Origin of the sequence: Micromonospora rubida, from assembly GCF_009908295.1 — a bacterium.
GTDB classification, from domain to species: Bacteria; Actinomycetota; Actinomycetes; order Mycobacteriales; family Micromonosporaceae; genus Micromonospora; species Micromonospora rubida.
In genome coordinates this window covers 593,517-619,281 of the sequence record NZ_JAAALO010000002.1, presented here as the reverse complement: position 1 = coordinate 619,281, position 25,765 = coordinate 593,517, and the positions used below count along the sequence as shown (strand labels likewise).

The window sequence follows — 25,765 nt, the reverse complement described above, 5'->3', positions numbered from 1 at the left end:
GCCTGGCCACACGGACGGACTGACCGGGTGTCGAGGGACGGCACCCGCCCGAGGAGGTGATCGCGGATGGACCAACGACGGGAAGACCCGCGCGGCGCGTTGGTGCGTCCGTACGCGGTCACCCGTGGCCGTACCGAGCCACGGCAGGACATCGCGCTGGAGGCGGTGCTGACGGCCAGCCCCACGGCGGTCGCCGAGTCCCGGTTCGCCGGCCACGACAAGCACCGGATCGCCACGATCTGCGAGGGCCGACCCCAGTCGCTGGCCGAGGTCGCCGCGTACACCCGGATGCCGCTGGGCGTCGCCCGGGTGATCATCGCCGACATGGTGGCCGAGGGCCTGCTGACGCTACACACTGCCGCTCCGCCCGAAGGGTACGAGGAGCGGATGGAAATTCTTGGAAGGGTGCTAAGTGGACTTCGCAGGCTATGACCCCGCTGGGGCACGCCGCAACCGCGGGATCACCTCCGCGAAGATCGTGGTTGCGGGCGGCTTCGGCGTGGGCAAGACGACCCTGGTCGGCGCGGTCTCGGAGATCACTCCGCTGACCACCGAGGCGGTGATGACTGCGGCCGGCGTCGGGATCGACGACCCGTCGAAGGTGCCGGGGAAGCAGACCACCACGGTCGCCATGGACTTCGGCCGAATCACCATGGCCGAGGACCTGATCCTCTATCTCTTCGGCACACCCGGCCAGACCCGGTTCTGGTTCATGTGGGACGAGATCATCAAAGGCGCGGTGGGCGCGGCGGTGCTGGTCGACACCCGCCGGATCACCGACGCGTTCGCCCCGCTGGACTACTTCGAGAACCGCCGCCTGCCCTACGTGGTGGCGCTGAACCGGTTCGACAACGCGCCGCAGTACGAGCTGGAGGAGGTCCGCGAGGCCCTCGCCATCTCGCCCCACGTACCGTTGATAATGACCGACGCCCGGCACCGGGATTCGGTGAAGCAGGTGCTGGTCACGGTCGTCGAGCACGCGATGCTGCGCCTCCAGGCCGAGCACGGTCGCGGCTACCCGACCCCGGTCGGCTGACGTATGTCGGCGGTGGCCCGGACAGTCCGGGCCACCGCCGGCGTGATCGTCCACGGCCGGCCGCCGACCTGGTCGTCCACGGCCGGGCTACCGGCGTGGTCGTTCGTCCACGGCCCACCTGCCGGCGTGGTCGTCGTCAACGGCCCGGCTGCCGACCGCGCGCACTGGGGCACGCCGGGTCACCTGCCGCAGGGGTCAGTCCACCCGGAGCCGGTAGCCGCGCTTGATCACCGTCTGCACCACCCGGGGGGCGCGCAGGCCGGCCCGGAGGCGGGCCACCGCCATCTCCACCGCGTGCTCGTCCGCGCCGCGCGGCAGCGTCCGCAGCAGGGCGGTACGGGAGAGCACCCGCCCTGGTGACGTGGCCAGCGCCCGCAGCACCGCCATCGGGGCGGGGGCCAGCGGACGCAGCTCCTCGTCGATCACAGCCGCGTGCCCGCGCAGGGTCAGCAGGTGCCCGTCCGCCCTGATGGTGACCGTGCGCCGGGGCAGCTCGTCCACGATTGTCCGCACCAGCGCGCCGAGCCGGGCGCGGCTCGGCGCGCTGACCGGCACCCCGCGGCGGACCAGGGGCTCGGCGGCGACCGCACCGACGCAACTCGCCAGCACGTCGCCCCGCAGCGCCTCCAGCACCGTCTCGGTGCGGTCCCCGGCGGCGTGCAGCAGCGCCTCGGCGGCCGGGGCGGAGGTGAAGGTGACCGCGTCGACCAGCCGCCCGGCGACCAGGTCGATCAGCCGGTGCAGCGGCGCGGGGTCGGTCGGCGGGGCCCACCGGTAGACCGGCACCTCGATGACCGTGGCACCGGCCTCCTCCAGCGCGGCGGCGTACTCGGGCTGCCGGTCACCGTGCAACTGCACGACGACCACCTGCCCGGCCACCCCGCGCCGGACCAGGTGCTCGACGACCTCCTCGCAGCTCTCCGCGCCCGGTGACCACCGGTCGCGCAGGCCGGCGGCGCGGATCGCACCCCGCGCCTCCGGCCCCCGGGTCACCACGTACGCCCGCGACAGCACGCCACGCAGCGGCTCGCTCAGCCCCCAGCCCTCGGCCGCCTCCAGCCAGCCGCGCATTCCGATGCCGGTGTTGGCCACCAGCACGTCCGGCGGGCGGCTCAGGCAGGCGCGGGTCGCCTCGCGCAGTTCGGTGTCGTCGGTCAGGGGCACGATCCGCAGGGCCGGCGCGATCACCACCCGCGCCCCGCGCCGTCGCAGCAGCGTGGCCAACTCGTCGCGCTGGCTGTCGGCGGTCACCCCGATGGTGAAGCCGGCCAGTTCGTGGGGCATCACCCCTCCCGTCTCAGCCGCGCCTCGACCAGGACGTCACGGCACCGCCCGTCGTGCCGGGCGACGGACACCCCGGGCAGGTCGAGGCAGGCGCCGGTACGCAGCTCGTACGCCCGCCTGTGCAGGGGGGAGGCGACGGTGGGTGCCCCGCCCGGGCCGGCCAGGGTCCTCCGGGCCCGCGCGTACGCCCCGTCGGCCTCGTCCCAGCCCGCCGGGCGCAGCTCGCCGGTGACCGCGTCGCGTTTCAGCGGGGTGGTCAGCCGGCCGGGACGGTCCAGCAGTTCGGCGACGGTCCGGCCCTCCCGGCGGAGCCCGCCCTCGCCCCGGCCGGCGGTCTCGCGCAGCGACATCCCGCACTGGAGGGCGAAGTGCGGGCAGTGTGGCGCCGCCTCCCGGGCTCGGCTCCCCGGTCGAGTCGCCGGCCGTTCACCGTCTGTCATGTCGGGAAAGCGTGCCGCCGGGCAGTTTCGGCTCCGGGTCCCGTTTGTTTCGGTCCTGTCAAGAGCACCTCACACGCCCCACCCGCGTCCCCCCGGCCACCGCCTCCCGACCCGGCCTACCCCCCCGGGCCCGACGACCGCCCAAAGCCCGCGCAGTTTCGGGGAAAGTGTGGCCTTGGAGCGTGAGGAGGCAACACTTTCCCCGAAACTGCGCGGAGGTCGGGGGTGTGGGGTGGGTGGGGGTGTGGTGTGGTGGTTTGGGGGGTTGGGCGGTGGGCGGTGGGTGGTGGGGGGATGGGATGACCAGTGGTCATACCGGGGGTAGTCTGGGCGGCATGACTGCCAAGGTGACGTTGTCGTTCTCGGACGAGACGATCGAGGAGGCGCGCCGGTTCGCCAAGCGGGAGGGGCTGTCGCTCTCCGCCTGGATGGACCAGGCCGCCCGTGAGAAGGCGCTGCGCGAGGTCTTCACCGCGCATGCCGCCGCCGTCGGTCGCGCCGGGCTGGACCTGGAGACGGCCGCCCTGGCGGACGCCCGCGAGGTGGCGATGGTCGACGACGCGCTGTTCGGCGGGCGTCCACGTGCTGCGTAGGGGAGAGGTCTGGCGCATCGAGGGCGCCCGGGAGCGGCTCGGTCTGGTGCTCAGTTCCGACGTCTACAACTCCACCGACGTGCCGATCGTGATCGTGGCCGAGGTGGTCGAGACGGTGCTGCTGCGCGACTCCCCGCTGGCCGTGCCGATGGGCGGGTACGTGGTGATGCCCGACCGGCTCTCCTCGCCGATGAAGAAGTGGTTCACCGAGTGCGTCGAGGTGGCCGACACCGGCACGATGCTCCGGGTGGGGCGCGCACTGCGCATCCTCCAGGAGCTCTGACCGGGGCTCCGCGCGCCGCCAGGAACAACGCGCGCCGCACGTGTGACCGAGATCATGACGGCGGTGTGGGAGAGTGGGAACGCCCCCCCCGTTTTGACCTGCGGAGGTACCCCCGAGTATCGTTGCCTGCTGTTGTACGACATCCAGAGGCGTGCCGCATCAGGTACGCTTGGTCGTTCGTGCGCGCCTGGTCACCTCGGCGCGCGACCCCAGACCGACGACGAGACAAGGTAGACCTGTGCGTACGTACAGCCCGAAGCCGGGTGAGATCGAGCGTCAGTGGCACGTTATCGACGCCTCTGATGTCGTGCTGGGCCGCCTGGCGACCCACGCCGCCACGCTGCTGCGTGGTAAGCACAAGCCGACTTTCGCGCCGCACGTCGACACGGGCGACTTTGTCGTCATCGTGAACGCGGGCAAGGTCGCGCTGACCGGCAACAAGCGTCAGACCAAGGTCGCCTACCGCCACTCGGGTTACCCGGGCGGCCTGAAGCAGGTCGGCTACGAGGAGCTGCTCAGCAAGCGTCCCGAGCGGGCCGTGGAGCTGGCCGTGAAGGGGATGCTCCCGCACAACAAGCTCGGCCGTCAGCTGATCAACAAGCTGAAGGTCTACGCCGGTGCCGAGCACCCGCACGGCGCGCAGCAGCCGGCGCCGTTCGAGATCAAGCAGATCGCGCAGTGAGCGCGGGCGAAGGAAGCAGCATGACCGACATCACCGAGACCGAGGTTGCCCCCGAGGCCACCGAGGCGCCGGCGCCCGTCGCCCGCGCCCCCCGTGGCGACCGGCCGATCCAGACCGTCGGCCGGCGCAAGCAGGCCATCGTCCGGGTGCGCATCGTCCCGGGCAGCGGCAAGATCACCTGCAACGGCCGTGACCTCGAGGCGTACTTCCCGAGCAAGGTGCACCAGCAGCTCATCAAGGACCCGCTGGTCACCGCCGAGAAGCCCGAGACCTTCGACGTCATCGCCAACCTGCGTGGCGGCGGCACCACCGGCCAGGCCGGCGCGCTCCGGCTGGGCATCGCCCGGGCGCTGATCGTGAACGAGCCGGACGACCGCCCGGCCCTGAAGAAGGCCGGCTTCCTGACCCGTGACGCCCGGGTCAAGGAGAGCAAGAAGTACGGCCTCAAGAAGGCCCGTAAGGCTCCTCAGTACTCGAAGCGCTGATCATCAGCGGCACGTTGTACTTCTGACGAACGGCCGGGTCCACCTCCCCTCGACGGGAGGTGGCCCGGCCGTTTCGCTTTCCTGTTGTGCACCATTTCCTCGGAGGTTGGCGGGTATGGGCCGGTTGTTCGGCACGGACGGCGTACGCGGGCGGGCGAACGCGGATCTCACTCCCGAGCTGGCACTCGCGGTGGCGGTCGCCGCCGCCCACACACTCGCCGAGACGGACCGGAGCCATCCGCCGCTGGCGGTGGTCGGCCGGGACACCCGGGCGAGCGGCGAGATGCTGGAGGCCGCCGTGGTGGCCGGGCTCACCAGTGCCGGCGCCAACGTGGTCCGGGTCGGCGTGCTGCCCACCCCGGCCGTGGCGTTCCTCACCGCCGAGACCAAGGCCGACCTGGGCGTGATGCTCTCCGCGTCGCACAACCCGATGCCGGACAACGGGATCAAGCTGTTCGCTTCCGGCGGGCACAAGCTGCCCGACGAGATCGAGGAGCGGATCGAGGCGGCCGTCGAGGCGAACGCGGCCACCGCGTGGGACCGGCCGACCGGCGCCGGGGTGGGGCGGGTGCACGACCTGCTCGACGGCGCCGACCACTACGTCCAGCACCTGACCGGCACCGTGCCGCACCCCCTCGACGGGATCAAGGTCGTGGTCGACTGCGCCAACGGCGCCGCGGCCGACGTCGCGCCTGTGGCGTACCGGGAGGCCGGCGCCGAGGTGATCGCCATCCACGCGGAGCCGGACGGCCTGAACATCAACGACGACTGCGGCTCCAACCACATCGACGCCCTGCGCGAGGCCGTGGTCGAGCACGGCGCGCACCTGGGCATCGCCCACGACGGCGACGCCGACCGGTGCGTCGCGGTCACCGCCGACGGGGTCGAGGTCGACGGCGACCAGGTGATGGCGATCCTCGCCCTGGCCATGCGGGACGCCGGCACGCTCACCGACGACACCCTGGTCGCCACCGTGATGAGCAACCTCGGCCTGCGGCTGGCCATGTCCGCGCAGGGCATCCGGCTGGTCGAGACCAAGGTCGGCGACCGGTACGTCCTGGAGGAGCTGCGCGCCTCCGACCTCGCCCTCGGCGGTGAGCAGAGCGGGCACATCGTCATGCCGGCCTACGCCACCACCGGCGACGGCGTGCTGACCGGGCTGCACCTGATGGCCCGGATGGCAGCCACCGGCAAGTCCCTCGCGGAGTTGGCCGCGGTGGTGACCAAGCTGCCGCAGGTGCTGATCAACGTGCCCGTCGGGGACCGTTCGGTGGGTGCCGCCGCGCCGGCCGTCCGGGCCGAGGTGGAGCGGGCCGAGGCGGAGCTGGGCGAGACCGGTCGGGTGCTGCTGCGCCCCTCGGGCACCGAGCTCCTGGTGCGGGTCATGGTCGAGGCCGCCACCGAGCAGACCGCCCGCGAGGTCGCCGAGCGCATCGCCGAGCGGGTCCGCGTCGCGAGCCCCACCACCTGACCCCCACTGCCCCGCCGCCCCGCCCCCGCGCTGTAGATCTCGGAGGGAAACGGCCCCGCCGGGGGCCACATTCTTCCAAGATCTACAGCGCGGTCAGCGTCAGGTCGCCGCCAGCCGGCGGAGGAAGCGGCCACCCAGGTCGGCGACCTGGGCGGGGTCGAGGTCGAGGGCCGGGGCCGCCACGGTGACCTCGGCCATCGCCAGGCCCGGGACCTCGGTGTCCTGCCAGCCGCCGACGAACCACGCCCTCTCCTCCTCGGCGAGGGCGAGGTTGGCCGCGTTGAGCCGGTCCGCCGGGTGCGGCAGCCAGAGCCGGAACTGATGGGTGTGCGGGGGCATCGGATACACCCGGGCGCCGGGCAACCCGGCCAGGGCGGCGGCCACCGCCGTCGCGTGTGCCACGTACCCGGGCAGGCGGGGGAGCTCCCGGTCCATCCCGACCAGCGCGGCCGCCGCCGTGGGCCACTGCTGGAACAGGGTGCCCCCGTACCGGTGCCGCCACTCCCGGGCGTACCGGATCAGCCCGGCGTCCCCGGCGAGGGCCGCCCCGGAGATGCCCCCGAGGGACTTGTAGAACGAGACGTACGTGCTGTCGGCGAGGGCGGCGACCGCGGCCGGCGGGTGCCCCAGGTGCGGGGTCGACTCCCACAGCCGGGCGCCGTCGAGGTGCACCCGGGCTCCGGCGTCCCGGGCCGCGGCGACCACGTCGACCAGCTCGTCCCAGCTGGGCAGCACGAAACCCGCGTCGCGCAGCGGCAGCTCCAGCAGCAGGGTGCCGATCGGCTCGGCGAGCTCCGCCACCTCCTCGGCGGTCGGGTTGCGCGGCGCGTTCGTGGTGCGCACCGCCCGCAGCCCGCCGAGCACCGCGTACGCGTCCCGCTCGTGCAGCACGAGGTGGCTGAGCGGGTGCAGGCCGACGGTGGTGCTGCCGGTCAGCTCCGCGCCGTACCGGACGGCGACCTGCTGGGCCATCGTGCCGGTCGGGAAGAAGACGGCGGCCTCCGTGCCGAGCAACTCGGCGACCCGCAACTCCAGGGCCTCGACCGGGCCGCCCTCGCCGTAGAAGTCGGGCAGGGCGTCGGGGGCGACCGTGGCGCGTACGGCGTCGAGATGCTCGGCCATCGACACCGGCCGGCTGCCGGAGAGTATTTGGTCACAGCCGCGCATGGCGGCCATCCGGCGGAGCCGGTCGGCGTTCGCGTCGGTCATCCGACGGCCCCCATCCGGCGCAGCCGGGCCACCGCCTCGGTGAGCACCTCCGGCCGCTTGCAGAAGGCGAACCGGACCAGTCGCCGGCCAGCCTCGGCGTCGTCGTAGAACACCTGGGTCGGCACGGCGACCACCCCGCAGCGCTCCGGCAGCGACCGGCAGAACTCCACCCCGTCCCGCCCGCCGAGAGCGGTGATGTCGGCGGTGACGAAGTACGTCCCCTCCGGGGTGAGCACGTCGAAGCCGGCGTCGGCCAGCCCGGCGACGAGCTGGTCCCGGCGGGCCCGCATGCCGGCCGCGAGGTCGGCGAAGTACCCGTCCGGCAGGGCGAGGGCCACCGCCACCGCCGGCTGCAACGGGGCGGCGTTGACGAAGGTGAGGAACTGCTTGACCCGCAGCACCGCCGACACCAGCGGGGCGGGGCCGCTGACCCAGCCGACCTTCCAGCCGGTGCAGGAGAACGTCTTACCGGCCGAGGAGATCCGCAGGGTGCGCTCGCGCATCCCGGGCAGGGTGGCCAGCGGCACGTGGGGCGCGGCGGCATCGCCGAAGACCAGGTGCTCGTACACCTCGTCGGTCACCGCGTACGCGTCGTGCTCGCGGCACAGCGCGGCCACCAGGGCCAGCTCGTCGGGGGTGAAGACCTTTCCGGTCGGGTTGTGCGGCGAGTTCAGCAGCACCAGCCGGGTCCGCGGCCCGAATGCGGCGCGCAGGGCGTCCGGGTCGAAGGCGTACCGGCCGTCCGGTCCCGGGCGCAGGGTCACCGGCCGCCGGACCGCGCCGGCGAGGGCGATCGAGGCCGCGTACGAGTCGTAGTACGGCTCGAAGCAGACCACCTCGTCGCCCGGCTCGCAGAGGGCGAGGATGCTCGCGGCGATCGCCTCGGTCGCTCCGGCGGTGATCACGATCTCGCCGTCCGGGTCGTACTCCAGGCCCCAGAACCGGCGCTGGTGGCCGGCTACGGCGGCGCGCAGCGCGGGGATGCCCGGGCCGGGCGGGTACTGGTTCTGCCCGCCGCGCAGCGCCTCGGCGGCGGCGGCGAGCATCTCCGGCGGGCCGTCGGTGTCCGGGAAGCCCTGGCCCAGGTTGACCGCGCCGGTGCGCACGGCCAAAGCGGACATCTCGGCGAAGATGGTCGTCCCGAACGGCCGCATCCGGGCCACCAGCGGGTCGACATCGGTGGGCGTCGTCACCCGCGTCAGCCTACGGCCCGCGCCCGGCGACGCCCACCCTCAGCCGGTCGAGCAGGTGGTGCGCCAGACTGCCGTGGTCGTGTCGGTCACCGGTGGGCTCGCCCCGGTGACCGACAGCCGGCAGGTGAGCGGCTCGTTCTCGTCGTAGGGCCGGGTGGCCTCCACCATGACCCGGCTCCGCCCGTTGGTCCGGATGGTGGTCCGCCAGGGCAGCTTCGCGCTGTCGACATGGATCAGGTCGCTGTCGGCGTCGAAGTACGCGACGTCGGCCCGGCCGCCCCCGGTGACCTCGTAGACCACCGTCACCGGAGCCGGGCCGGCGGTCGGCCGGGTCACCGGCTTCTTCGACGGGTCGGCGGGGAAGGTGGGAGGGTCGGCCGGCTCGTCCTCGTCCTCGTCGTACCAGGGGTCGCCTGGTGTCGTCCCGTCCTCGTCGTACCAGGGGTCGCCTGCTGTCGTCCCGTCGTCCGCTGCGGTGGTGACGATCCCGCCCAGGCCGACGCAGCAGCACAGCCCGAGCACCACGACGACCACCAGCCCGATCACGAGCGCGATCACCTTCGCGTCGCCGCCCGAGCGGGTGGGCGGCTGCCCCGGGTAGGCGAACGGCGGTGGATAGCCGGCCGGGGGCCAACCGGCCTGCGCGGGGTTTCCCCCGGCGGGCCAGCCGGGCTGGGCGGGGCCGGGCTGGGCTGGAGGCCAGCCCGCCGGGACGTACCCCGACCGGGGTTGCCCACCGGGAAGAGAACCGCCCGCCGCCGACGCCTCCGAGGCGGCGGCGGGCGGGAGACCCGCATGGCTCGCCGCCGACGGTTCCCACGGCTCCGGCGCCGCCCACGGCTCCGGTGGGGCGAGCGGGCTGAGGGGTGCCCACGGTGCGGCGCCCGGTGTCGAGGGCACCGTGGCCGGGGGGAGGTCCGGGACGGACGAGGGCGCCTGGTCCGGCGCGGGCGTCGGAGGGCCGCCGGGGTCGTTGTCGGGGGACTGGCTCGGCTCGGGGGTCGACGACGCCTCGGACATCGGAGGGCTCCGGGGAAGGGGCGCGGACGTGGCCGCGGAGGGAGCGGGTACGCCGGGGACCGTTACCGAGACCGGCTCCCCGCGAGGGAGGCCCTCAATGTACGCGTCCGGTCCGCCCGGCGGGCCCCTGCTGGTGGGCGCCGTCCGGCCGGAACAGGGGGCCCAGGGGCGGGGAAGTTCATCCCCGCGACCGCCACGCCTCACCCATTCGCTCAAATTCAGTGCTTGTTTACCCGGCTTCCGCGCACGTGTGATGAGTGAAACTGGGTTAGGCTGCGGGTCATGTGTGGAATCGTGGGTTACGCCGGCGCGCGCCCGGCGCTCGGCATCGTGCTCGACGGCTTGCGCCGCCTGGAGTACCGCGGCTACGACTCGGCCGGCGTGGCCGTCGTGTGCGATGGCGAGCTGCTGACCGAGAAGAAGGCGGGCAAGCTGGCCAACCTGGAGAAGCTGCTGGCCGAGCGCGCCGCCGTCGACCCCGAGGGCTGCGCCGCCAGCCCGATCGGCATCGGCGACGGCACCACCGGCATCGGCCACACCCGCTGGGCCACCCACGGCGGCCCCACCGACCGAAACGCCCATCCGCACGTCGCCCCCGACGGCCGGGTCGCCGTGATCCACAACGGCATCATCGAGAACTTCGCCAAGCTCCGCACCGAACTGGAGGATGCCGGCGTCCAGTTCAGCAGCGACACCGACACCGAGTGCGCCGCCCACCTGCTCTCCGCCGCGCTGGCCGAGCTGCGCGCCGCCGGCGAGCCGGACGGGCCAGGGCTGCTCGCCGCCGCGATGCGCGTGGTCTGCCAGCGCCTCGAAGGGGCGTTCACCCTGCTGGCCGTCGATGCCGCCGTGCCCGGCGCGGTGGTCGGCGCCCGGCGCAACTCCCCCCTGGTGGTGGGCCGGGGCGACGGGGAGAACTATCTCGCCAGCGACGTCGCCGCGTTCATCGAGCACACCCGCGACGCGATCGAGCTGGGCCAGGACCAGATCGTCCTGATCACCCCCGACTCCGTCGAGATCACCGACTTCGCCGGCCGTCCGGCCACCGGCAAGGACTTCCATGTCGACTGGGACTCTTCGGCCGCGGAGAAGGGCGGCTACGACTGGTTCATGCTCAAGGAGATCGAGGAGCAGCCGCAGGCCGTCGCCGACACCCTGCTCGGCCGGCTCACCGGCAGCGGCGAGATCATGCTCGACGAGGTCCGGCTCAGCGACCAGGACCTGCGCGACGTGGACAAGATCTTCATCGTCGCCTGCGGGACCGCCTACCACTCCGGCCTGGTCGCCAAGTACGCCATCGAGCACTGGACCCGGATCCCCTGCGAGGTGGAGCTGGCCAGCGAGTTCCGCTACCGTGACCCGGTCCTCGACCGGTCCACGCTGATCGTGGTGATCTCGCAGTCCGGCGAGACCATGGACACCCTGATGGCGCTGCGGCACGCCAAGGAGCAGAAGGCCCGGGTGCTGGCCATCTGCAACACCAACGGCTCGACCATCCCGCGCGAGTCCGACGCCGTCCTCTACACCCACGGCGGGCCGGAGATCGCCGTCGCCTCCACCAAGGCGTTCCTCACCCAGCTCGTGGCCTGCTACCTGATCGGGCTGCACCTGGCCCAGGTGCGCGGGATCAAGTTCGCCGACGAGGTGGCCGCCGTGGTGGACCAGCTCCACCAGATGCCAGCCAAACTGCGCGAGCTGCTGGACCGGATCGAGCCGGTGCGCGAGCTGGCCCGGGAGATCCGCAACGAGCCCACGGTGCTCTTCATCGGCCGGCACGTCGGCTATCCCGTGGCCCTGGAGGGCGCGCTCAAGCTCAAGGAGTTGGCGTACATGCACGCCGAGGGGTTCGCCGCCGGAGAGCTCAAGCACGGCCCGATCGCCCTGATCGACCAGGGCACCCCGGTGATCTGCATCGTGCCGTCGCCGGTCGGCCGGGGCATGCTGCACGACAAGATCGTCTCCAACATCCAGGAGGTCCGCGCCCGGGGCGCCCGGACGATCGTGATCGCCGAGGAGGGCGACGAGGCCGTGGTGCGCTACGCCGACCACCTGATCCGCGTGCCCCGCACGCCGACGCTGCTCGCCCCGCTGGTGACCACCGTGCCGTTGCAGGTGCTCGCGGCGGAGATCGCCGCCGCCCGGGGCCACGACGTCGACCAGCCCCGGAACCTGGCCAAGTCCGTCACCGTCGAGTAACCGCCGCCGGAATCCGTCACCGTCGAGTAAACCGCCCGCCGGAGCCGGCCCTCTCCGCCCGTCGGCGGCAGGGGGCCGCTGCGGGTCCCGGGGCACGCGTCGGGGCCGTCACCGGCCGAGGACGACGCGGGCCATGCCGTCCAGGGCGGGATTGCCCTGGTCCCAGTAGCCGGTGTGGCCGTACCGGCCGCTGGGGAAGGTGCGGCCCCCGAAGCCCGGGTCGGCCGGGTCGTGCCCGAACCACAGCGTGTGGTCCTCCCGGGCGGTCAGCACCGCCGTCAGCGGGCTGAGCCCGCGCAGCACGCGGCGGGGCAGCTCGTCGGGGGCTGGGGCCAGCCGGATCGCGTCGTCGGGCGCGGTGCTCGCCCAGACCTCGCCCGAGGGCAGGCGCAGCCCGTCGGCCCGGTCCACGCCCACCCCGGGGGAGCCCACGAACACCAGCGCGTCGGCGGCGAGACCGTGGTCCCGGGCGGCGGTGCCGACGACCAGCGAGCCGTAGCTGTGCCCGAGCACCGTCTGCCGGGCCGGCGGGCCGTCGTGGGTGGCCCGCAGGCCCTCCTGGAACCGGTGCAGCGCCGGGCCGGCGTCCCGCGCCTGGCCGGGCAGGACGGCTTCGTGCAGGAAGTCCGGCGCGTCGTAGTCCAGCCAGAGCACCGCCGCCGTCGCCCCCGTCGGGTCCAGCGCCGCGCACCGGGCCTGCACCCGGCCCGCCCGGCCCAGCTCCCCGGTGGCGTCGGTGAGGCCGGCGGTCATCCCCGGGACGTACGTCAGCACGCGGTCGGCCCGGTCCGGGTCGCCCAGCGCCACGATCGCCCGGCCCTCGCCACCCGGGTCGAGCCCCAGCAGGTACGCGCGCGGCTGCCCGCCGCCGGTCAGCCGGGCGGTCAGCGCGTCCAGGCCGGCCAGGGTCGCCCCCACCCGCGCCAGCCCGACAGTCTCCACCGGCCCGTGCGGCCACCGGGCCACCAGCCGCCGCCGCTCGGCCAGCAGCACCTCCCGCCACCGGCCGACCAGCAGCCGGTTCGCCTGGTCCCGCGCCGCCGCCGGCACCCCGTCGAGCCGGCCGACCAGCTCCGGCTCCCGGGCCACCAGCCAGCGGCGCTGCGCCGGGGTGAGGCCGGCCCACCAGGCCCGGACGGCCGACGGGTCGGCGCCGGGTGTCGGCCGCCAGGGCGGGGGCGGGGCCACCCAGCCCGCCCGGGCCGCCGCGGCCAGCTCGTCGAGCCGGCCGGCAGCCTCCCGGTCGGCCGCGTCGGCCAGCGCGAGGGCGGCGGTCACGGCGGCGGCCACCCGCGCCACCGGCGGGCCGGGGTCGCCCGGCCGGGCACCCGAAGGGGCCACGCTCACCCGCCCCCGCCGGTCGATGCGCACCCCACCGGCCTCGGCCAGGGCGACCGCCTCGGCCAGCCCGGCCCTGGCCCGGCGCAGCCGCCCGGCCAGCTCGGCGAGCACCTGGTCGGTCTCGATCAGTGCCGGCGCGAGGGCGGCCAGGTCGGCCCGGAAGGCGGCGATCCGCCCGCCGGCAGCCCCGGCGGCGGCACCCGTCCAACCGGCACGCAGTGCCCCGGCAGCCCCGGCCAGCTCGGCCGACCGCCGGTCGACCAGCCCGGTCAGCCCCCGCCAGGCAGTCCCGGCTGCCGCCCAGCCGGCCGGGTCGGCCGCCCACAGCCGGGCGTAGCCGCCGTCCCCGGCGGGGGCATTCCCCGCCCCGGCGTGCCCCGCCGACGCGTTCGCCGACGCGCTCACCGGGGCAGGACCGTCAGCCGGCGGGCCGCCCGCTCGTCGGCCGTCTCGTAACCTTCGGCGGCGGCGGACAACGCCTGACCGGCGGCAGCCACCCGCGCGCCGAGCCCGCCGCACCAGGCATGCACCGCCGACTCCAGGGCGGCCAGGGCGGGCGCCGACCGCCACCCGGGCGCCCGCACCACCAGGCCGGGCGCCCCGGCCAGCCCGTGCCCCAGCCGGTACGCGTCGGCGTCGAGCGCCCGGGCCACCTCCCGCAGCAGCTCGGGGCGGACGGTGAACGGCTCCTCGCGCATCGGCGCACTCCTCCGGCTCGGTGTCGTCGACGGGCGACAGGGACTCCGCGATCGCGCAAAGGCGCCGGGCGAGGCCGTGACCACGACGGACGATGGCGACGACGTTAGGTGGCCCCGGTGCCGGCCGGTACGCCCTGTGGACAACGGCTCTGGCCCGTGCCCCCGGGTTGTCCACAGGCCTTGCCCACAGCCGGACCGATGGCTAATCTGCGGCGTCCTCCGCCAGTAGGGTGAGGCGGTGATCGTCGCTGTCGGCATCGACGTCGTCCTGGTCGAGCGGTTCGCCAAGGCGCTGGCGCGGACGGCGCTGCTCGCCGACCGGCTGTTCACCGAGGCCGAGCGGTGCACCGCCGGCAACCCGCGAACCCGGGACCGACACGGGTACGGACGGGACCGGCGCGGGTGGTATGGACGGGACGGGGTGGCATGAAACCGGTGTGGCGGGTCGCGGACGTGCGGGCGGCGGAGGCAGGGCTGATGGCCACCCTCCCCGCCGGGACGCTGATGCAGCGGGCCGCCGCGGGGCTGGCCCGCCGCTGCGCGCTGCTGCTCGCCGACCGGGGCGGGGTGTACGGCTCCCGGGTGCTGTTGCTGGTCGGCACCGGCGACAACGGCGGCGACGCCCTGTACGCCGGGGAGCGGCTGGCCCGCCGGGGCGCCGCCGTCTCCGTCCTGCTGCTCACCCCGGGGCGGGCGCACGCCGAAGGGCTGGCCGCGCTGCGCGCCGCCGGGGGCCGGCTGGTGGACCGCCCGCCCGCGCAGGTGGACCTGGTGTTGGACGGGATCGTCGGGATCGGCGGCACCGGCGGGTTGCGCGAGGCGGCCGACCGGCTCGCCGTCGAGCTGCCCGGACTGCGCGGCCGGGACGGCGTGCGGGCCGCCGTGGTCGCCGTGGACGTGCCGAGCGGGGTCGCCGTCGACACCGGTCACGTGCCCCTGGCTGCCTCCGGCCGGCCGAACGCGGTCCGCGCCGACGTGACGGTGGCGTTCGGCGCGCTGAAGCCGGCGTTGGTGGTCGGCCCGGCCGTGGCGCTGGCCGGCCAGGTCGAGTTGGTCGACATCGGGCTGGGGCCCTGGCTGCGCGGCACCCCCGCGCTGCGGGTCACCGAGTGGTCCGACGTCGAGCAGTGGTGGCCGGAGCTGGGCCCGGCCTCGGAGAAGTACACCCGGGGCGTGGTCGGCCTGGCGACCGGCTCGGCGGCGTACCCGGGGGCGGCGGTGCTCTCCGTCGGCGGCGCGCTCGCCGGGCCGACCGGCCTGGTCCGGTACGCCGGGAGCGCCCGCGACGACGTGCTGCGCCAGCATCCCTCGGTGATCGCCAGCAGGCGGGTCGCCGACGCCGGCCGGGTGCAGGCGTGGGTCTGCGGCTCCGGCCTCGGCACCGGCGAGGACGCGGTGGCCGAACTGCGCGCGGTGCTCGCCGCCCCGGTTCCGGTGGTGCTCGACGCCGACGCGTTGACCCTGCTGGTCGACGGGTCGATGGCGGACCGGCTGCGCAGAAGGGACGCCCCGATCGTGGTCACCCCGCACGACCGGGAGTTCGGCCGGCTCTGCGGCGAGGAGCCCGGGGCGGACCGGGCCGCCGCGGCGCTGCGGCTGGCCGCCTGGATGAACGCGGTGGTGCTGCTCAAGGGGGACCGGACGATCGTCGCCACCCCCGACGGCCGGGCGTACGTCAACCCGACCGGCACTCCCGCGCTGGCCACCGGGGGCACGGGCGACGTGCTCGCCGGGCTGCTCGGCTCGCTGCTGGCCGCCGGGCTGGCCCCGGAGCGGGCGGCCGCCGTGGCGGCGTACCTGCACGGGCTGGCCGGCCGGGAGGCGGCCCGTGGCGGGCCGGTGACCGCGCCCGACGTGGCCGCCGCCCTCCGCCCGGTCGTCGCCCGGCTGCCCTGACCTCGGGCCGCCGCCCCGCCGTTCGTGGTGGCTCCGGCCCGGGTTGACCACGGGGGTCAGTAGGCTGGGGGCATGTGGCAGTCCGAGGTGCGGGTTGATCTTGACGCGATCCGGGAGAACGTGACGCGGCTGCGCGCCGGGACCAGCGGCGAGCTGATGGCGGTGGTCAAGGGCGACGGGTACGGCCACGGCATGCTCCCCTCGGCCCGCGCGGCGCTCGACGCCGGGGCCGACTGGCTCGGTGTCTGCACCCTGGACGAGGCGCTGACCCTGCGCCGGGCCGGCGTGACCGCGCCCGTGCTGGCCTGGCTGCTCGCCCCGGGCCTGCCGCTGCACGAGGGCGTCGCCGTCGGGGTGGACCTGGCCGCCGCGAGCCTGCCCCAGCTCGACGAGATGATCGAGGCGGGCCGGCGGGCGGGCCGCCCGGCCCGGCTGCACCTGAAGATCGACACCGGCCTGGCGCGCGGCGGGGCCACCGCCGCCGAATGGCCGGCGCTGCTGGAGGCCGCCGCGAAGGCCCAGGCCGACGGCCTGGTCGAGGTGGTCGGCGTGTGGAGCCACTTCGTGTACGCGGACCTGCCCGGCCACCCCACCACCGACCGCCAGCTCGCCGTCTTCCACGAGGGGCTGGACATGGTCGAGCGGGCCGGGCTGCGCCCGCGCTACCGGCACCTGGCCAACTCCGCCGCCACCCTGACCCGCCCCGACACCCACTTCGACCTGGTCCGGCCGGGGATCGCGATCTACGGGCTCTCCCCGGTGGCCGGCGAGCGGTTCGGGCTGCGCCCGGCGATGACCGCCCGGGCCCGGGTCATGCTCACCAAGCGGGTCCCGGCCGGCAGCGGCGTGTCGTACGGCCACACCTACCTCACCGAGGCCGACGCCAACCTGGCCGTGGTGCCGCTCGGCTACGCCGACGGGGTGCCCCGGCACGCCTCGAACGCCGGCCCGGTGCAGCTCGCCGGGCGGCGGCGGTCCGTCTCCGGCCGGGTCTGCATGGACCAGTTCGTGGTCGACTGCGGCGACGACCCGGTGGCCGACGGCGACGTGGTGACCCTCTTCGGCCCCGGCACCGACGGCGAGCCGACCGCCGACGACTGGGCCGACGCGGTCGGCACCATCAACTACGAGATCGTCACCCGGTTCGGCGGGGTCCGGGTGCCCCGCGTGTACGACGGCGAGCGGCCGTGACCGGGGTGGCGGCGTGAGCAGGTTCCACATCCCCCGGCCGCGCACCGCCGCCGGCCGGGTCGCCGGCGTGCTCGGGGCCGCGGTCGGCGTGGCCGCCGCCGGGCTCGCGGCGGGCGTGGTGAGCGAACGCGCCCTGGTCCGCCGGCTCAAGGCAGACTCCACCGACCCGTACGCCGACGAGGTCTTCGGCGCGCAGCCGTACGACGAGGCGTTCCGGCTGGAGCTGGCCGACGGCACCGACATCCACGTCGAGGTGGTCGAGCCGACCCGTCCCGTCGCCGGGCACCCGACGGTGGTGCTGGTGCACGGCTTCTGCCTGGACATGGGCACCTTCCACTTCCAGCGCAAGATGCTCACCGAGCGCGGCGACCACCGGATCGTCGCGTACGACCAGCCGGGCCACGGCCGGTCGGGGCGGCTGGAGACCGGCGAGTACGACCTCGCCGCGCTCGGCCGCACGCTGCGCCGGGTGATCGACCGGACCACCCCGGAGGGGCCACTGGTGCTGGTCGGCCACTCGATGGGCGGGATGACCATCATGGCGTTCGCCGAGCTGTACCCGGAGCTGTTCGGCGACCGGGTGGTCGGCACGGTGCTGATGGCCACCTCCGGCGGGCTGCTGGCCGAGACGAGGCTGGTGGCCCCGGCCCTGCTCGGGCGGGTCAGCTCGCCGGTGCTCTACATGATGAACAACGCCACCCGGTACGGCGGCACGGCCATCGACAAGGCCCGCAAGTCGGCCTCGAACATCGCCTGGCTGCTCACCCGCCAGTACGGCTTCGGCACCCCGAAGCCGAGCCCGGCCCTGGTGTCGTACGTCGAGGAGATGAACTCGCGCACCTCCGCCGACACGGTCACCCGCTACCTGCGCACGCTGGCCACCCACTCCCGGTACCCGGCGCTGGCCGCGCTGGGCGGCACCCCGGTGCTGGTGGTGGTCGGCGACAAGGACATGATCACGCCCGTGACGCACTCGGAGGAGATCGTCCGGCGGCTGCCGCACGCCGAGTTTCTCAAGATCCACAACAGCGGGCACGTGGTGATGCTGGAGCACGCCGACGAGGTCGACGCCGCACTGGAACACTTCCTGGCGGCGCTGTGAGCGCCGTCGGGGGTCGGCATCACGTGGGGGGTGGCGCGGTGAGCGTCGTCACGCTGCCGACGGTCGAGGACACCCACGCGTTCGGCCGTCGGCTGGCCGGGGCGCTGCGCGCCGGCGACCTGCTGCTGCTCACCGGCCCGCTCGGCGCCGGCAAGACCGCGCTGACCCAGGGCATCGGGGCGGGCCTCGGGGTACGGGGCGACATCACCTCGCCGACCTTCGTGATCGCCCGGGTGCACCGCCCCGACCCGGCGCGCGGTGGCGCGGTGGCGCTGGTGCACGCGGACGCGTACCGGCTCGGGGACGCCGCAGATCCGCGCGCGGAGATCGACGACCTCGACCTGGACGCCTCGGTCGACGACTCGGTCACCGTGGTCGAGTGGGGGGAGGGGCTGGTCGAGCAGCTGGTCGACGCCCACCTGCGGGTCCGCATCGACCGGCGCGACGACGACACCCGCGTGGTCGAGCTGGAGCCGGTCGGCGGCGACTGGCCCACCCGGCTCGCCACCCTGCCCTGACCCACCCCACCCACCCACCCCACCCACCCCACCCGCCCCGCCCCGCCCCGCCCCGAGATCGTGCAGTTTCTCGGAAAGAGTGGCTATCGGCCGTCGTGAGGCCACTCTTTCCGAGAAACTGCTCCCGCTGCCCGTCGACGGGCGGCGACGGGAGCCCGTACTCCCGTGTCGGGGTGTCGGACGGGGCTGGTAGGAAGGGGACCGACCGACTGCGAAAGGTTGCCGATGCCCGACGACGCCCCCGCCCTCGACCTGCTCGCGCTGCTGCCCGACGAGTGGCGCGCCGTGCTCACCCCCCACCTCGACCCGGCCCGCACCGCTGCGCTGGCCGAGTTCGTCGCCGGGGAGTACGCCACCCAGACCGTGTTCCCGCCGGTCGAGGACCTGTTCTCCGCCTACCGGCTGTGCGGGCCGCAGGAGTGTCGGGTGCTGATTCTGGGGCAGGACCCGTACCACAAGCCGGGGCAGGCGCACGGGCTGAGCTTCAGCGTCCGTGAGGGGGTGTCGGTCCCACCGTCGCTGCGCAACGTCTTCAAGGAGTTGGGCGAGGACCTGGGCGTGGCGAAGCCGCGCGGCGGCAACCTCGACGGTTGGGCGGCGCAGGGCGTGCTGCTGCTCAACTCGGTGCTGACCGTTCGGCAGGCCACCCCCGGCTCGCATGCCAACAAGGGGTGGGAGGAGTTCACCGACGCCACGATTCGGGCGCTGGACGCTCTCGATCAGCGGGTGGTCTTCCTGCTCTGGGGCGGGTACGCCCGCAAGAAGGCCGCCCTGGTCGCCAACCCGCAGCACGTGGTGCTGGAGGCCGGCCACCCCAGCCCGATGAACCCGCGCGGCTTTCTCGGCAGCCGCCCGTTCAGCGCGACCAACAAGGCCCTCGCCGACGCCGGCCTGCCGACCATCGACTGGGAGCGGTCCGCCAGCTGACCCGGCCCGCACCACGCTGAACCGAACCGCGCCGGACCGGTCGCCGTCGCAACGGACGACCGGTCCGGCTGCGCGCCAAGCCCGATCCGGTCTGCTGCCCGCGACCTGCCCCAAAAGGGCGGGCCGAGCCCGCGAGCCGCCGGGTGGCCCTCGGCCGGTCGACCGGCCGCCTCCAACGAGGGCACGCTTGAAGTGAGGCGGCGATCACTATCCGCTGTAGGCTTCCCGGGACCCGGTGACTCCGCGATCGGAGGCGTCCCATGGCGACGACGGCGACCATCAGCCCGCAGCAGTGGCAGAGTGCCAGGGCGGCGCTGGAGCAGGCCACCGCCCGGTTCGTCCGGCTGGTCGAGACGGTCGACCGGCCGGACACCATGGTGACCGCGCACTGGTCCGTGGCGGACACCGTCGTCCATCTGGTCTCGGTCGCCTGGTGGTACGCGACCAAACTCGACCCGGATCATCCGCCGATGCCGATCCCCGGCCTCGACGCCCAGCTCCCGACCGTCACCGTGGACACCATCGCTGACGTCAACGACCTGATAATGCGGCACCTGACCGACCGGTCGCCCCGGCCGCTGCTGGATCGGTTCCAGGCCGACGTGGACAAGCTCCTCCGCATCACCGCCGACCGCCGCCCGGACGAGCTGCTCAGCTGGTTCGGTGACGCCCGCGCGCCCCTCGCCGGTCTCTTCGGCCACCTGGTCAACGAGCTGCTCGTGCACGGTTGGGACATCGCCCGCGCGACCGGCCGGCCGTGGAAGATGCCCGGCTCGGAGGCCGTGCTCTTCTTCGAGGTCTTCCTGGTCAACGTGCTCCGCGCCGGCTACGGACACCTGCTCGACAACGACGAGCCGCCCCGGGAACGCCGGATTACCGTCGAGTTCCGGTCCGCGTACTGCGCCGACACCACCCTCGTCCTGCACCGGGGGGTGGTGACGGTCGCTGCCCCGGGCACCCCGCCGGACGTCCGGGTCCGGTTCGACCCGGCGGCGCTCAACCTGATGCTGTTCGGCCGGGTCAGCCGGGTCCGCACGGTGCTCGCCGGCAAGCTCGCCCTCCGGGGCCCCCGGCCCTGGCTCCTCTTTCCTTTCCTCCGAGTCCTACGAGCCCCGAACTGACCCCACCCCACCCCACCCCACCCTCGCCGGTCAGGGGCCGGGGCGGGGTGGGGCGGGGTGGGGCGGTTAGGGTGGCGTTCGTGCTCGTACTGGTGCTGGACTCCTCGACTCCTGCGGTGACCGCAGCGCTGGTGGAGGTCACGGCCGACGGAGTGACGGCGCGGGCGCAACGTCGTACCGTCGACGCCCGCGCGCATGGCGAGCTGCTCGCGCCGCAGGTCGACGCGGTCCTCGCCGAGGTCGGCGCCCGCCCGGCCGACCTGACCGCGATCGTGGCGGGGCTGGGCCCGGGCCCGTTCACCGGGCTGCGGGTGGGGCTGGTCACCGCCGCCACCATGGCCCAGGTGCTCGGCGTTCCCGCGTACGGCGTCTGCTCGCTCGACGGGATCGGGCACCCGGCGGCGGCCGGCGAGCCGGTCCTGGCGGCCAGCGACGCCCGCCGCCGGGAGGTCTACTGGGCGGTGTACGACGGCGCGGGCCAGCGGATCGCCGGCCCGGACGTGGACACCCCGGCGGTGGCCGCGCGGCGAGCCCACGACCTCGGTGTCACCGCCGCTGCCGGCGACGGCGCGCACCGGTACGCCGAGGTGTTCGACCTGCCGCTGCGGGCCGAGCCCCGCTACCCGGACCCGACCGTGCTGGCCACGCTGGCGGCCGAGCGGATCCGCTCCGGTGCCCCCGGCGACCCGCTCACCCCGCTGTACCTGCGCCGCCCCGACGCGGTGGCGGCCACCACCCGCAAACCGGCCCTGCCGTGAGCGTGAGGAGTGAGCGGGGTTTGCGAGCCCCGCAGTCGCGAGCCGAGGTGGCGCCGTGAGCCCCGCCGGGGTACGGCTGGAACCGTTCCGCTGGTGGCACATCGACGAGGTGTTGCCGATCGAGGCGGACCTGTTCGGCGCCGAGCAGTGGTCGCCGGCGATGTTCTGGAACGAGCTGGCCAACGGCCACTTCTACCTCGTCGCGACCGACGACGGCTCCCTGCTCGGCTACGCCGGGTTGGCCGTGGCGGCTCCGGACGAGGCGTGGGTGCAGAACATCGCCGTCCGCCGGGGAGCCCAGCGGCGCGGCGTGGGCCGGGCCCTGCTGGAGGCGCTGCTCGCCGAGGCCGCCCGCCGGGGTGCCCGCAGTACGCTGCTGGAGGTCGCGGCCGACAACGCCCCCGCCCAGCGGCTCTACGCGACGTACGGCTTCGAGCCGATCGGGGTGCGCCGCGGCTACTACCAACCGAGCAACACCGACGCGCTGGTCATGCGGCGCGAGCAGGACTGAGGAGACATGGCTGACGAACCGCTGATCCTCGGCATCGAGACCTCCTGCGACGAGACCGGGGTCGGCATCGTGCGCGGGCACACCCTGCTCGCCGACGCGCTGGCCTCCAGCGTCGAGGAGCATGCCCGGTTCGGCGGCGTGGTGCCCGAGGTGGCCAGCCGGGCCCACCTGGAGGCCATCGTGCCGACCATGGACCGGGCGCTGCGGGAGGCGGGGGTGACCATCGCCGACATCGACGCCATCGCGGTGACCTCCGGCCCGGGGCTGGCCGGCGCGCTGCTGGTCGGCGTCGCCGCCGCCAAGGGGTACGCGCTGGCGGCCGAGAAACCGGTGTACGGGGTCAACCACCTCGCCGCGCACGTCGCCGTGGACACCCTCGAACACGGGCCGCTGCCCGAGCCGGCGATCGCCCTGCTGGTCTCCGGCGGGCACTCGTCCCTGCTGCTCGTCGACGACCTGGCCCGGGGGGTGACCCCGCTCGGGGCGACGATCGACGACGCCGCCGGGGAGGCGTTCGACAAGGTGGCCCGGCTGCTCGGCCTGCCGTTCCCCGGCGGGCCGTACATCGACCGGGAGGCCCGGGCCGGCGACGCCGCCGCCATCGGCTTCCCGCGCGGGCTCACCGCCGCCAAGGACCTCGCCAAGCACGAGTACGACTTCTCGTTCTCCGGGTTGAAGACGGCGGTGGCCCGCTGGGTGGAGGCCCGGCAGCGGGCCGGCGAGCCGGTGCCGGTGGCCGACGTGGCCGCGTCGTTCCAGGAGGCGGTCTGCGACGTGCTCACCACGAAGGCGCTGGCCGCCTGCCGGGCCCACGGGATCGACACGCTGGTGATCGGCGGGGGAGTGGCGGCGAACTCCCGGCTGCGGGTGCTCGCGGAGGACCGGGCGGCGAAGCTGGGCATCCGGGTGCGGGTGCCCAGGCCGAACCTGTGCACCGACAACGGGGCGATGGTGGCCGCGCTCGGCTCGCACCTGGTCGCCGCCGGGGTCGCGCCGAGCCGGCTCGACCTGCCGGCCGACTCGGCCCTGCCGCTGACCACGGTGAGCGTGTGACGGCTCGACGTGACGGCGAGGGGAGCGACGACGTGATCGTACGGATGTGGGAGGCGCGGGCGGAGGCCTACGGCTTCGCCGACCTGATCACCTGGGTCTGCGACACCGCGCTGCCCGAGTTCGAGCACGACCCGCTGCACCTGTCCAGCGAGGTGTTCAGCTCGACCGATCACCGGGTGGTGGTCATCTCGAAGTGGCGCAGCAGCCCTCGGCCGCTGCCCGACCCGCCCGCGACGCTGGTCGCCCGCCCGCCGCACTCGTGGGACTTCACCCAGGTCGACCGCTGACCCCCCCCGCCCGCCGGGGCGGTCAGGGGGTCGGGACGATCAGGCTCCGGTCGAGGCCGGTGGCCGCCTGGAAGGCGGCGATGACCGTCGCCGGGTCGCCGGGACCGCGTTGCAGCAGGGTCACCGGCCCCGGCTGGTACGACCCCACGACCGCCACCGTGTGGCCGGAGTTGAGCCGCAGGAGCAGCCCGTACCGGCCGTCGTCGCCCGGCAGCCGCTCGAACCGCTGGGCCAGCCGGTCCTGTACCGCCATCAGCGACTGCCCGAGCTGCGCCACCGGCCGGGCGGCCCCGAACGTCAGCCACTGCTCCACCGGCAGCCGCACGTACGCGGGCTCGGGCCACGGCCGCAACTGTTCGAGCCGGTGCCGCAGGCGGCCGAGGAAGTCCCGGAAGGCAGCCTCGTCGTGCGGCGTGTCGAAGGACTCGGCCAGCCGGGCGTCCGAGGAGAGCGCGGCGCCGATCGCGTCCACGTACGCGCCCGGGCCGGCGGTCAGCGACCGGCCGTCCAGGACGGTCCGGGCGGTCCGGGCCACGACCGCGTCGTCCAGCACGGAATCGAACATCACGCTGTAGAGGAGTTGGTCGACGGGCCCACGCCAGTCTGCGGTCATCATCACGTGCCCTTCGGTGCCATGTAGCTGGTTCTGAACGGCGGGGCACCCGCATCGCGCAGGTTGGCCGCCACCTGGTCGGTGAACGAGCGGCCCGGCATGTAGTGGCCGCTGCGGTCGGTGAGCAACTGCAACCGGCCGTTGACGACCTCGATCTCGCCGGCCCCGGCGACCGGCTGACCGCCGAGGAAGCTGGAGTGGTGGAAATCGCCGACTGCCTGGTAGTTGGAGGCGTACAGGTTGCCCCGCTCGTCCATCACGAAGATGGCCCGGCCGCCGCCGCCCGCGTGTACGGAACTGCCCGCCGTGGTGTCGAAGAGCGTACCGTCGCTGCGGTACAGCTGGCCGTCGCGACCCACCACCACCCGGTGGGCCTCCCGCTCGGCGTCGTCGAGGTAGCGCACGGACTGGCCGGGGAACGGCGGCTTCGTCGGGTCGGTCTCGGTCCGGTAGTGCGGGTTCATCTGCTGCGTCGGCATCCGCGGGCCGTCGGTGATGCGCGGCGGTATCCCGTCCGGGCCGGTCTTCGGGGCCCGTTTCGGGCCGGCGTTCCGGGCCCGCTTGAGCAGCTTCCGCGCGCGCTCCAGCAGCTCCTTGAGCAGGGTCTGCACCTGTTTGACAACCTGTTTGAGCAGCTGCCGGCAGGCGAGTCGGGTGGCCGCCACGAAGCCCGGGATGGTGGCCGTGGACGCCCCGAACGTGGCCACGGCGGCGGCGATCGCCATGGTCACCTGCACCAGCAGGATGATCAGCTGGACGATGAAGGCGATCTTCATGAAGAGCGTGATCGCCGCGAACACGATCAGCGACGCGCCGATGAGCTGCGCGGCGATCTCGTCCTCCGTCAGCCGTGGCTGCGGGCCGTCGTCGCGCGTCCACCAGGCGTGGAACGCGTCGACCGTCTCGCCCTGGTTCCGCTCCCAGACCGCCCGGGCGGCGCCGTTGCCGGTCTCGGCCGTCGTCTGGAGCCGCAGCCCGAACGTGAGCCACTGCTGCCCGGCCGCGAAGAGTAACTCCTCGTCGGCCTGTGGCCATTCCAGGCCGATCCAGCTCAGCGGCTCGGTCAGCTCCGCGGGAAGTTGCAGCCCCACGTCACAGGCCCGTCCGGCCGTGCAGCGCGGTGAACATCTCGTCGGCGGCCCGGTCGGTCTCGGCCACCTCCCGCGCCCAGGCGTCGAGGTTCTGCCCGGCGTAGGCCAGCAGGCCGACGTGCGACCCGTAGACCTCCAGCGCGTGCGACAGCACCCCCGTGTACGCGGCCCCGAACAGCGTGCCCGGCTCGTCGGCGCCCCACGGGTTGTCCGTGGTCACCGTGGCCTGCAACTCGGCAAGGCCGTTGTCGAGCTGGCCGGCTGCGTCGCCGATGAGCTGCCCGGCCGTCGCGAGCAGGTCGGGTTCGACATGTGTCGGATTCACCCCGGCCCCTCAGCCGGCCCGGCCGAGTCGGTCGAGGATCTGCTGGGCGCTGGAGGTCAGCTCGCCGAGCCGGAGCTCGGCGTCGTGCTTTACCGTGCCCAGCGACCCCAGCCCGTCGGGCAGGGACACCGGTTCGGTTGCGAGTTGCTCCTGCAGGGTCACCTGCACCTGTGCCCGGGCCGTGCGGAACGCCGACCGGATCGCCGCCGACAGGTCCGTCGACGGGTACCGCATCGCCCGGGGGTCGAGGTCGAGGGCCAGCAGGTCGCCGGTGCCGTCCACCTCGACGCGAACGAGGCCGTCCCACTCCTCCGCCGTCGCCCGGGCCGTGGTGAAGCGGCTCACCAGGTCGCTGGGCTGGTCGTCCTGGTCGGTCAAGGGACACCTCGATTCGCCTCGGCGGTGCGCGGACACGTCCGCCGAGAGCTTAGCCCCTCCCGG

29 protein-coding genes and 1 pseudogene are annotated in these 25,765 nt (G+C 74.4%); 19 read left to right on the top strand and 11 right to left on the bottom strand.

Going from position 1 to position 25,765, the window contains the following annotated elements; genetic code table 11:
- The first annotated feature begins 66 nt into the window (after positions 1-66).
- Both GVV04_RS07235 and GVV04_RS07230 read left to right on the top strand, forming a co-directional pair.
- Positions 67-432, top strand: a complete 366-nt coding sequence (locus GVV04_RS07235; RefSeq protein ID WP_117665135.1) for a DUF742 domain-containing protein — start codon at positions 67-69, stop codon at positions 430-432.
- Positions 413-1,036, top strand: coding sequence for a GTP-binding protein (locus tag GVV04_RS07230; protein WP_161685844.1), 624 nt, complete (start codon positions 413-415; stop codon positions 1,034-1,036). Before GVV04_RS07235 ends, GVV04_RS07230 begins: the two co-directional genes overlap by 20 nt.
- 195 nt (positions 1,037-1,231) lie before the next feature.
- Here the strand turns inward: GVV04_RS07230 and GVV04_RS07225 are convergent, their stop codons facing one another.
- The gene (locus GVV04_RS07225) at positions 1,232-2,320 is read right to left on the bottom strand and encodes a uroporphyrinogen-III synthase (protein ID WP_161685842.1); all 1,089 of its coding nucleotides are present in this window, start codon (positions 2,318-2,320) and stop codon (positions 1,232-1,234) included.
- Positions 2,320-2,760, bottom strand: a complete 441-nt coding sequence (locus GVV04_RS32905; protein WP_235965726.1) for a nitrite reductase (NAD(P)H) small subunit — start codon at positions 2,758-2,760, stop codon at positions 2,320-2,322. Before GVV04_RS32905 ends, GVV04_RS07225 begins: the two co-directional genes overlap by 1 nt.
- 335 nt (positions 2,761-3,095) lie before the next feature.
- On the opposite strand from GVV04_RS32905, the gene GVV04_RS07215 reads away from it, so the two are divergent.
- From GVV04_RS07215 to glmM, 5 genes are all read left to right on the top strand, one after another.
- Positions 3,096-3,353: a DUF6364 family protein gene (locus GVV04_RS07215; RefSeq protein ID WP_161685840.1), complete on the top strand. Its 258-nt coding sequence runs from the start codon at positions 3,096-3,098 to the stop codon at positions 3,351-3,353.
- A complete protein-coding gene (locus tag GVV04_RS07210) occupies positions 3,343-3,636 on the top strand; it encodes a hypothetical protein (RefSeq protein WP_161685838.1) in 294 nt (97 codons plus the stop codon). The genes GVV04_RS07215 and GVV04_RS07210 overlap by 11 nt, the downstream gene beginning before the upstream one ends.
- Before the next feature lie 238 nt (positions 3,637-3,874).
- On the top strand, positions 3,875-4,318 hold the full coding sequence (gene rplM / locus GVV04_RS07205; protein ID WP_161685836.1) for a 50S ribosomal protein L13: 444 nt from the start codon (positions 3,875-3,877) through the stop codon (positions 4,316-4,318).
- Positions 4,319-4,338: 20 nt separating this feature from the next.
- Positions 4,339-4,803 carry a 30S ribosomal protein S9 gene (rpsI, locus tag GVV04_RS07200; RefSeq protein ID WP_161685834.1) on the top strand — a complete coding sequence of 155 codons (465 nt, stop codon included), beginning with the start codon at positions 4,339-4,341 and terminating at the stop codon, positions 4,801-4,803.
- Positions 4,804-4,918: 115 nt separating this feature from the next.
- Complete coding sequence (glmM, locus tag GVV04_RS07195) at positions 4,919-6,274, top strand: phosphoglucosamine mutase (protein WP_161685832.1); 1,356 nt, start codon at positions 4,919-4,921, stop codon at positions 6,272-6,274.
- 99 nt (positions 6,275-6,373) lie between these two features.
- On the opposite strand, the gene GVV04_RS07190 is transcribed toward glmM, so the two are convergent.
- From GVV04_RS07190 to GVV04_RS07180, 3 genes are read right to left on the bottom strand one after another with little or no spacing between them, the layout of a single operon-like run.
- On the bottom strand, positions 6,374-7,483 hold the full coding sequence (locus tag GVV04_RS07190) for a threonine aldolase family protein (protein WP_161685830.1): 1,110 nt from the start codon (positions 7,481-7,483) through the stop codon (positions 6,374-6,376).
- Positions 7,480-8,676 carry a pyridoxal phosphate-dependent aminotransferase gene (locus tag GVV04_RS07185; RefSeq protein ID WP_328822246.1) on the bottom strand — a complete coding sequence of 399 codons (1,197 nt, stop codon included), beginning with the start codon at positions 8,674-8,676 and terminating at the stop codon, positions 7,480-7,482. The genes GVV04_RS07190 and GVV04_RS07185 overlap by 4 nt, the downstream gene beginning before the upstream one ends.
- 39 nt (positions 8,677-8,715) lie before the next feature.
- Positions 8,716-9,696, bottom strand: coding sequence for an MmpS family transport accessory protein (locus GVV04_RS07180; protein ID WP_161685828.1), 981 nt, complete (start codon positions 9,694-9,696; stop codon positions 8,716-8,718).
- Between the two features lie 282 nt (positions 9,697-9,978).
- Here GVV04_RS07180 and glmS point away from each other — a divergent pair, with 282 nt between their 5' ends.
- Entirely contained in the window at positions 9,979-11,892 is a 1,914-nt protein-coding gene (glmS, locus tag GVV04_RS07175) for a glutamine--fructose-6-phosphate transaminase (isomerizing) (RefSeq protein ID WP_161685826.1), read from the top strand.
- A gap of 108 nt (positions 11,893-12,000) precedes the next feature.
- On the opposite strand, the gene GVV04_RS07170 is transcribed toward glmS, so the two are convergent.
- Both GVV04_RS07170 and GVV04_RS07165 read right to left on the bottom strand, forming a co-directional pair.
- Complete coding sequence (locus tag GVV04_RS07170) at positions 12,001-13,638, bottom strand: alpha/beta hydrolase (RefSeq protein ID WP_161685824.1); 1,638 nt, start codon at positions 13,636-13,638, stop codon at positions 12,001-12,003.
- Positions 13,635-13,931, bottom strand: a complete 297-nt coding sequence (locus GVV04_RS07165; protein ID WP_161685822.1) for a type VII secretion target — start codon at positions 13,929-13,931, stop codon at positions 13,635-13,637. Before GVV04_RS07165 ends, GVV04_RS07170 begins: the two co-directional genes overlap by 4 nt.
- A 238-nt stretch (positions 13,932-14,169) precedes the next feature.
- On the opposite strand from GVV04_RS07165, the pseudogene GVV04_RS07160 reads away from it, so the two are divergent.
- From GVV04_RS07160 to GVV04_RS07110, 11 genes and pseudogenes are all read left to right on the top strand, one after another.
- Positions 14,170-14,298: pseudogene (locus tag GVV04_RS07160) on the top strand (holo-ACP synthase); the annotation flags it as partial.
- Positions 14,299-14,357: 59 nt separating this feature from the next.
- Positions 14,358-15,827, top strand: a complete 1,470-nt coding sequence (locus GVV04_RS07155; protein ID WP_161685820.1) for an NAD(P)H-hydrate dehydratase — start codon at positions 14,358-14,360, stop codon at positions 15,825-15,827.
- Between the two features lie 72 nt (positions 15,828-15,899).
- Complete coding sequence (gene alr, locus GVV04_RS07150) at positions 15,900-17,018, top strand: alanine racemase (RefSeq protein ID WP_161685819.1); 1,119 nt, start codon at positions 15,900-15,902, stop codon at positions 17,016-17,018.
- Between the two features lie 13 nt (positions 17,019-17,031).
- Positions 17,032-18,120: an alpha/beta fold hydrolase gene (locus tag GVV04_RS07145; RefSeq protein ID WP_161685818.1), complete on the top strand. Its 1,089-nt coding sequence runs from the start codon at positions 17,032-17,034 to the stop codon at positions 18,118-18,120.
- Positions 18,121-18,158: 38 nt separating this feature from the next.
- Positions 18,159-18,638, top strand: a complete 480-nt coding sequence (gene tsaE / locus GVV04_RS07140; protein ID WP_328822245.1) for a tRNA (adenosine(37)-N6)-threonylcarbamoyltransferase complex ATPase subunit type 1 TsaE — start codon at positions 18,159-18,161, stop codon at positions 18,636-18,638.
- Positions 18,639-18,863: 225 nt separating this feature from the next.
- The gene (gene ung, locus GVV04_RS07135; RefSeq protein ID WP_161685816.1) at positions 18,864-19,565 is read left to right on the top strand and encodes a uracil-DNA glycosylase; all 702 of its coding nucleotides are present in this window, start codon (positions 18,864-18,866) and stop codon (positions 19,563-19,565) included.
- Between the two features lie 260 nt (positions 19,566-19,825).
- Positions 19,826-20,686: a maleylpyruvate isomerase family mycothiol-dependent enzyme gene (locus GVV04_RS07130; RefSeq protein WP_161685814.1), complete on the top strand. Its 861-nt coding sequence runs from the start codon at positions 19,826-19,828 to the stop codon at positions 20,684-20,686.
- An 80-nt stretch (positions 20,687-20,766) separates the two neighbouring features.
- Positions 20,767-21,444, top strand: a complete 678-nt coding sequence (gene tsaB, locus GVV04_RS07125; RefSeq protein ID WP_161685812.1) for a tRNA (adenosine(37)-N6)-threonylcarbamoyltransferase complex dimerization subunit type 1 TsaB — start codon at positions 20,767-20,769, stop codon at positions 21,442-21,444.
- Positions 21,445-21,499: 55 nt separating this feature from the next.
- Positions 21,500-21,955: a ribosomal protein S18-alanine N-acetyltransferase gene (gene rimI / locus GVV04_RS07120; RefSeq protein ID WP_161685810.1), complete on the top strand. Its 456-nt coding sequence runs from the start codon at positions 21,500-21,502 to the stop codon at positions 21,953-21,955.
- Positions 21,956-21,961: 6 nt separating this feature from the next.
- The gene (gene tsaD / locus GVV04_RS07115; RefSeq protein WP_161685808.1) at positions 21,962-23,008 is read left to right on the top strand and encodes a tRNA (adenosine(37)-N6)-threonylcarbamoyltransferase complex transferase subunit TsaD; all 1,047 of its coding nucleotides are present in this window, start codon (positions 21,962-21,964) and stop codon (positions 23,006-23,008) included.
- A gap of 32 nt (positions 23,009-23,040) precedes the next feature.
- Positions 23,041-23,295, top strand: coding sequence for a hypothetical protein (locus GVV04_RS07110; protein ID WP_117665155.1), 255 nt, complete (start codon positions 23,041-23,043; stop codon positions 23,293-23,295).
- Between the two features lie 22 nt (positions 23,296-23,317).
- Here GVV04_RS07110 and GVV04_RS07105 read toward each other — a convergent pair whose 3' ends face one another.
- Genes GVV04_RS07105 through GVV04_RS07090 form a run of 4 tightly spaced genes read right to left on the bottom strand, consistent with a single transcriptional unit; the run spans position 23,318 to position 25,702 of the window.
- Positions 23,318-23,908: a hypothetical protein gene (locus GVV04_RS07105; protein ID WP_161685807.1), complete on the bottom strand. Its 591-nt coding sequence runs from the start codon at positions 23,906-23,908 to the stop codon at positions 23,318-23,320.
- 2 nt (positions 23,909-23,910) lie between these two features.
- Positions 23,911-24,999, bottom strand: coding sequence for a WXG100-like domain-containing protein (locus tag GVV04_RS07100; RefSeq protein WP_161685805.1), 1,089 nt, complete (start codon positions 24,997-24,999; stop codon positions 23,911-23,913).
- A 1-nt stretch (position 25,000) separates the two neighbouring features.
- Positions 25,001-25,324: a hypothetical protein gene (locus tag GVV04_RS07095; RefSeq protein ID WP_161685803.1), complete on the bottom strand. Its 324-nt coding sequence runs from the start codon at positions 25,322-25,324 to the stop codon at positions 25,001-25,003.
- 9 nt (positions 25,325-25,333) lie between these two features.
- Entirely contained in the window at positions 25,334-25,702 is a 369-nt protein-coding gene (locus GVV04_RS07090) for a YbaB/EbfC family nucleoid-associated protein (protein ID WP_161685801.1), read from the bottom strand.
- Positions 25,703-25,765 lie beyond the last annotated feature (63 nt).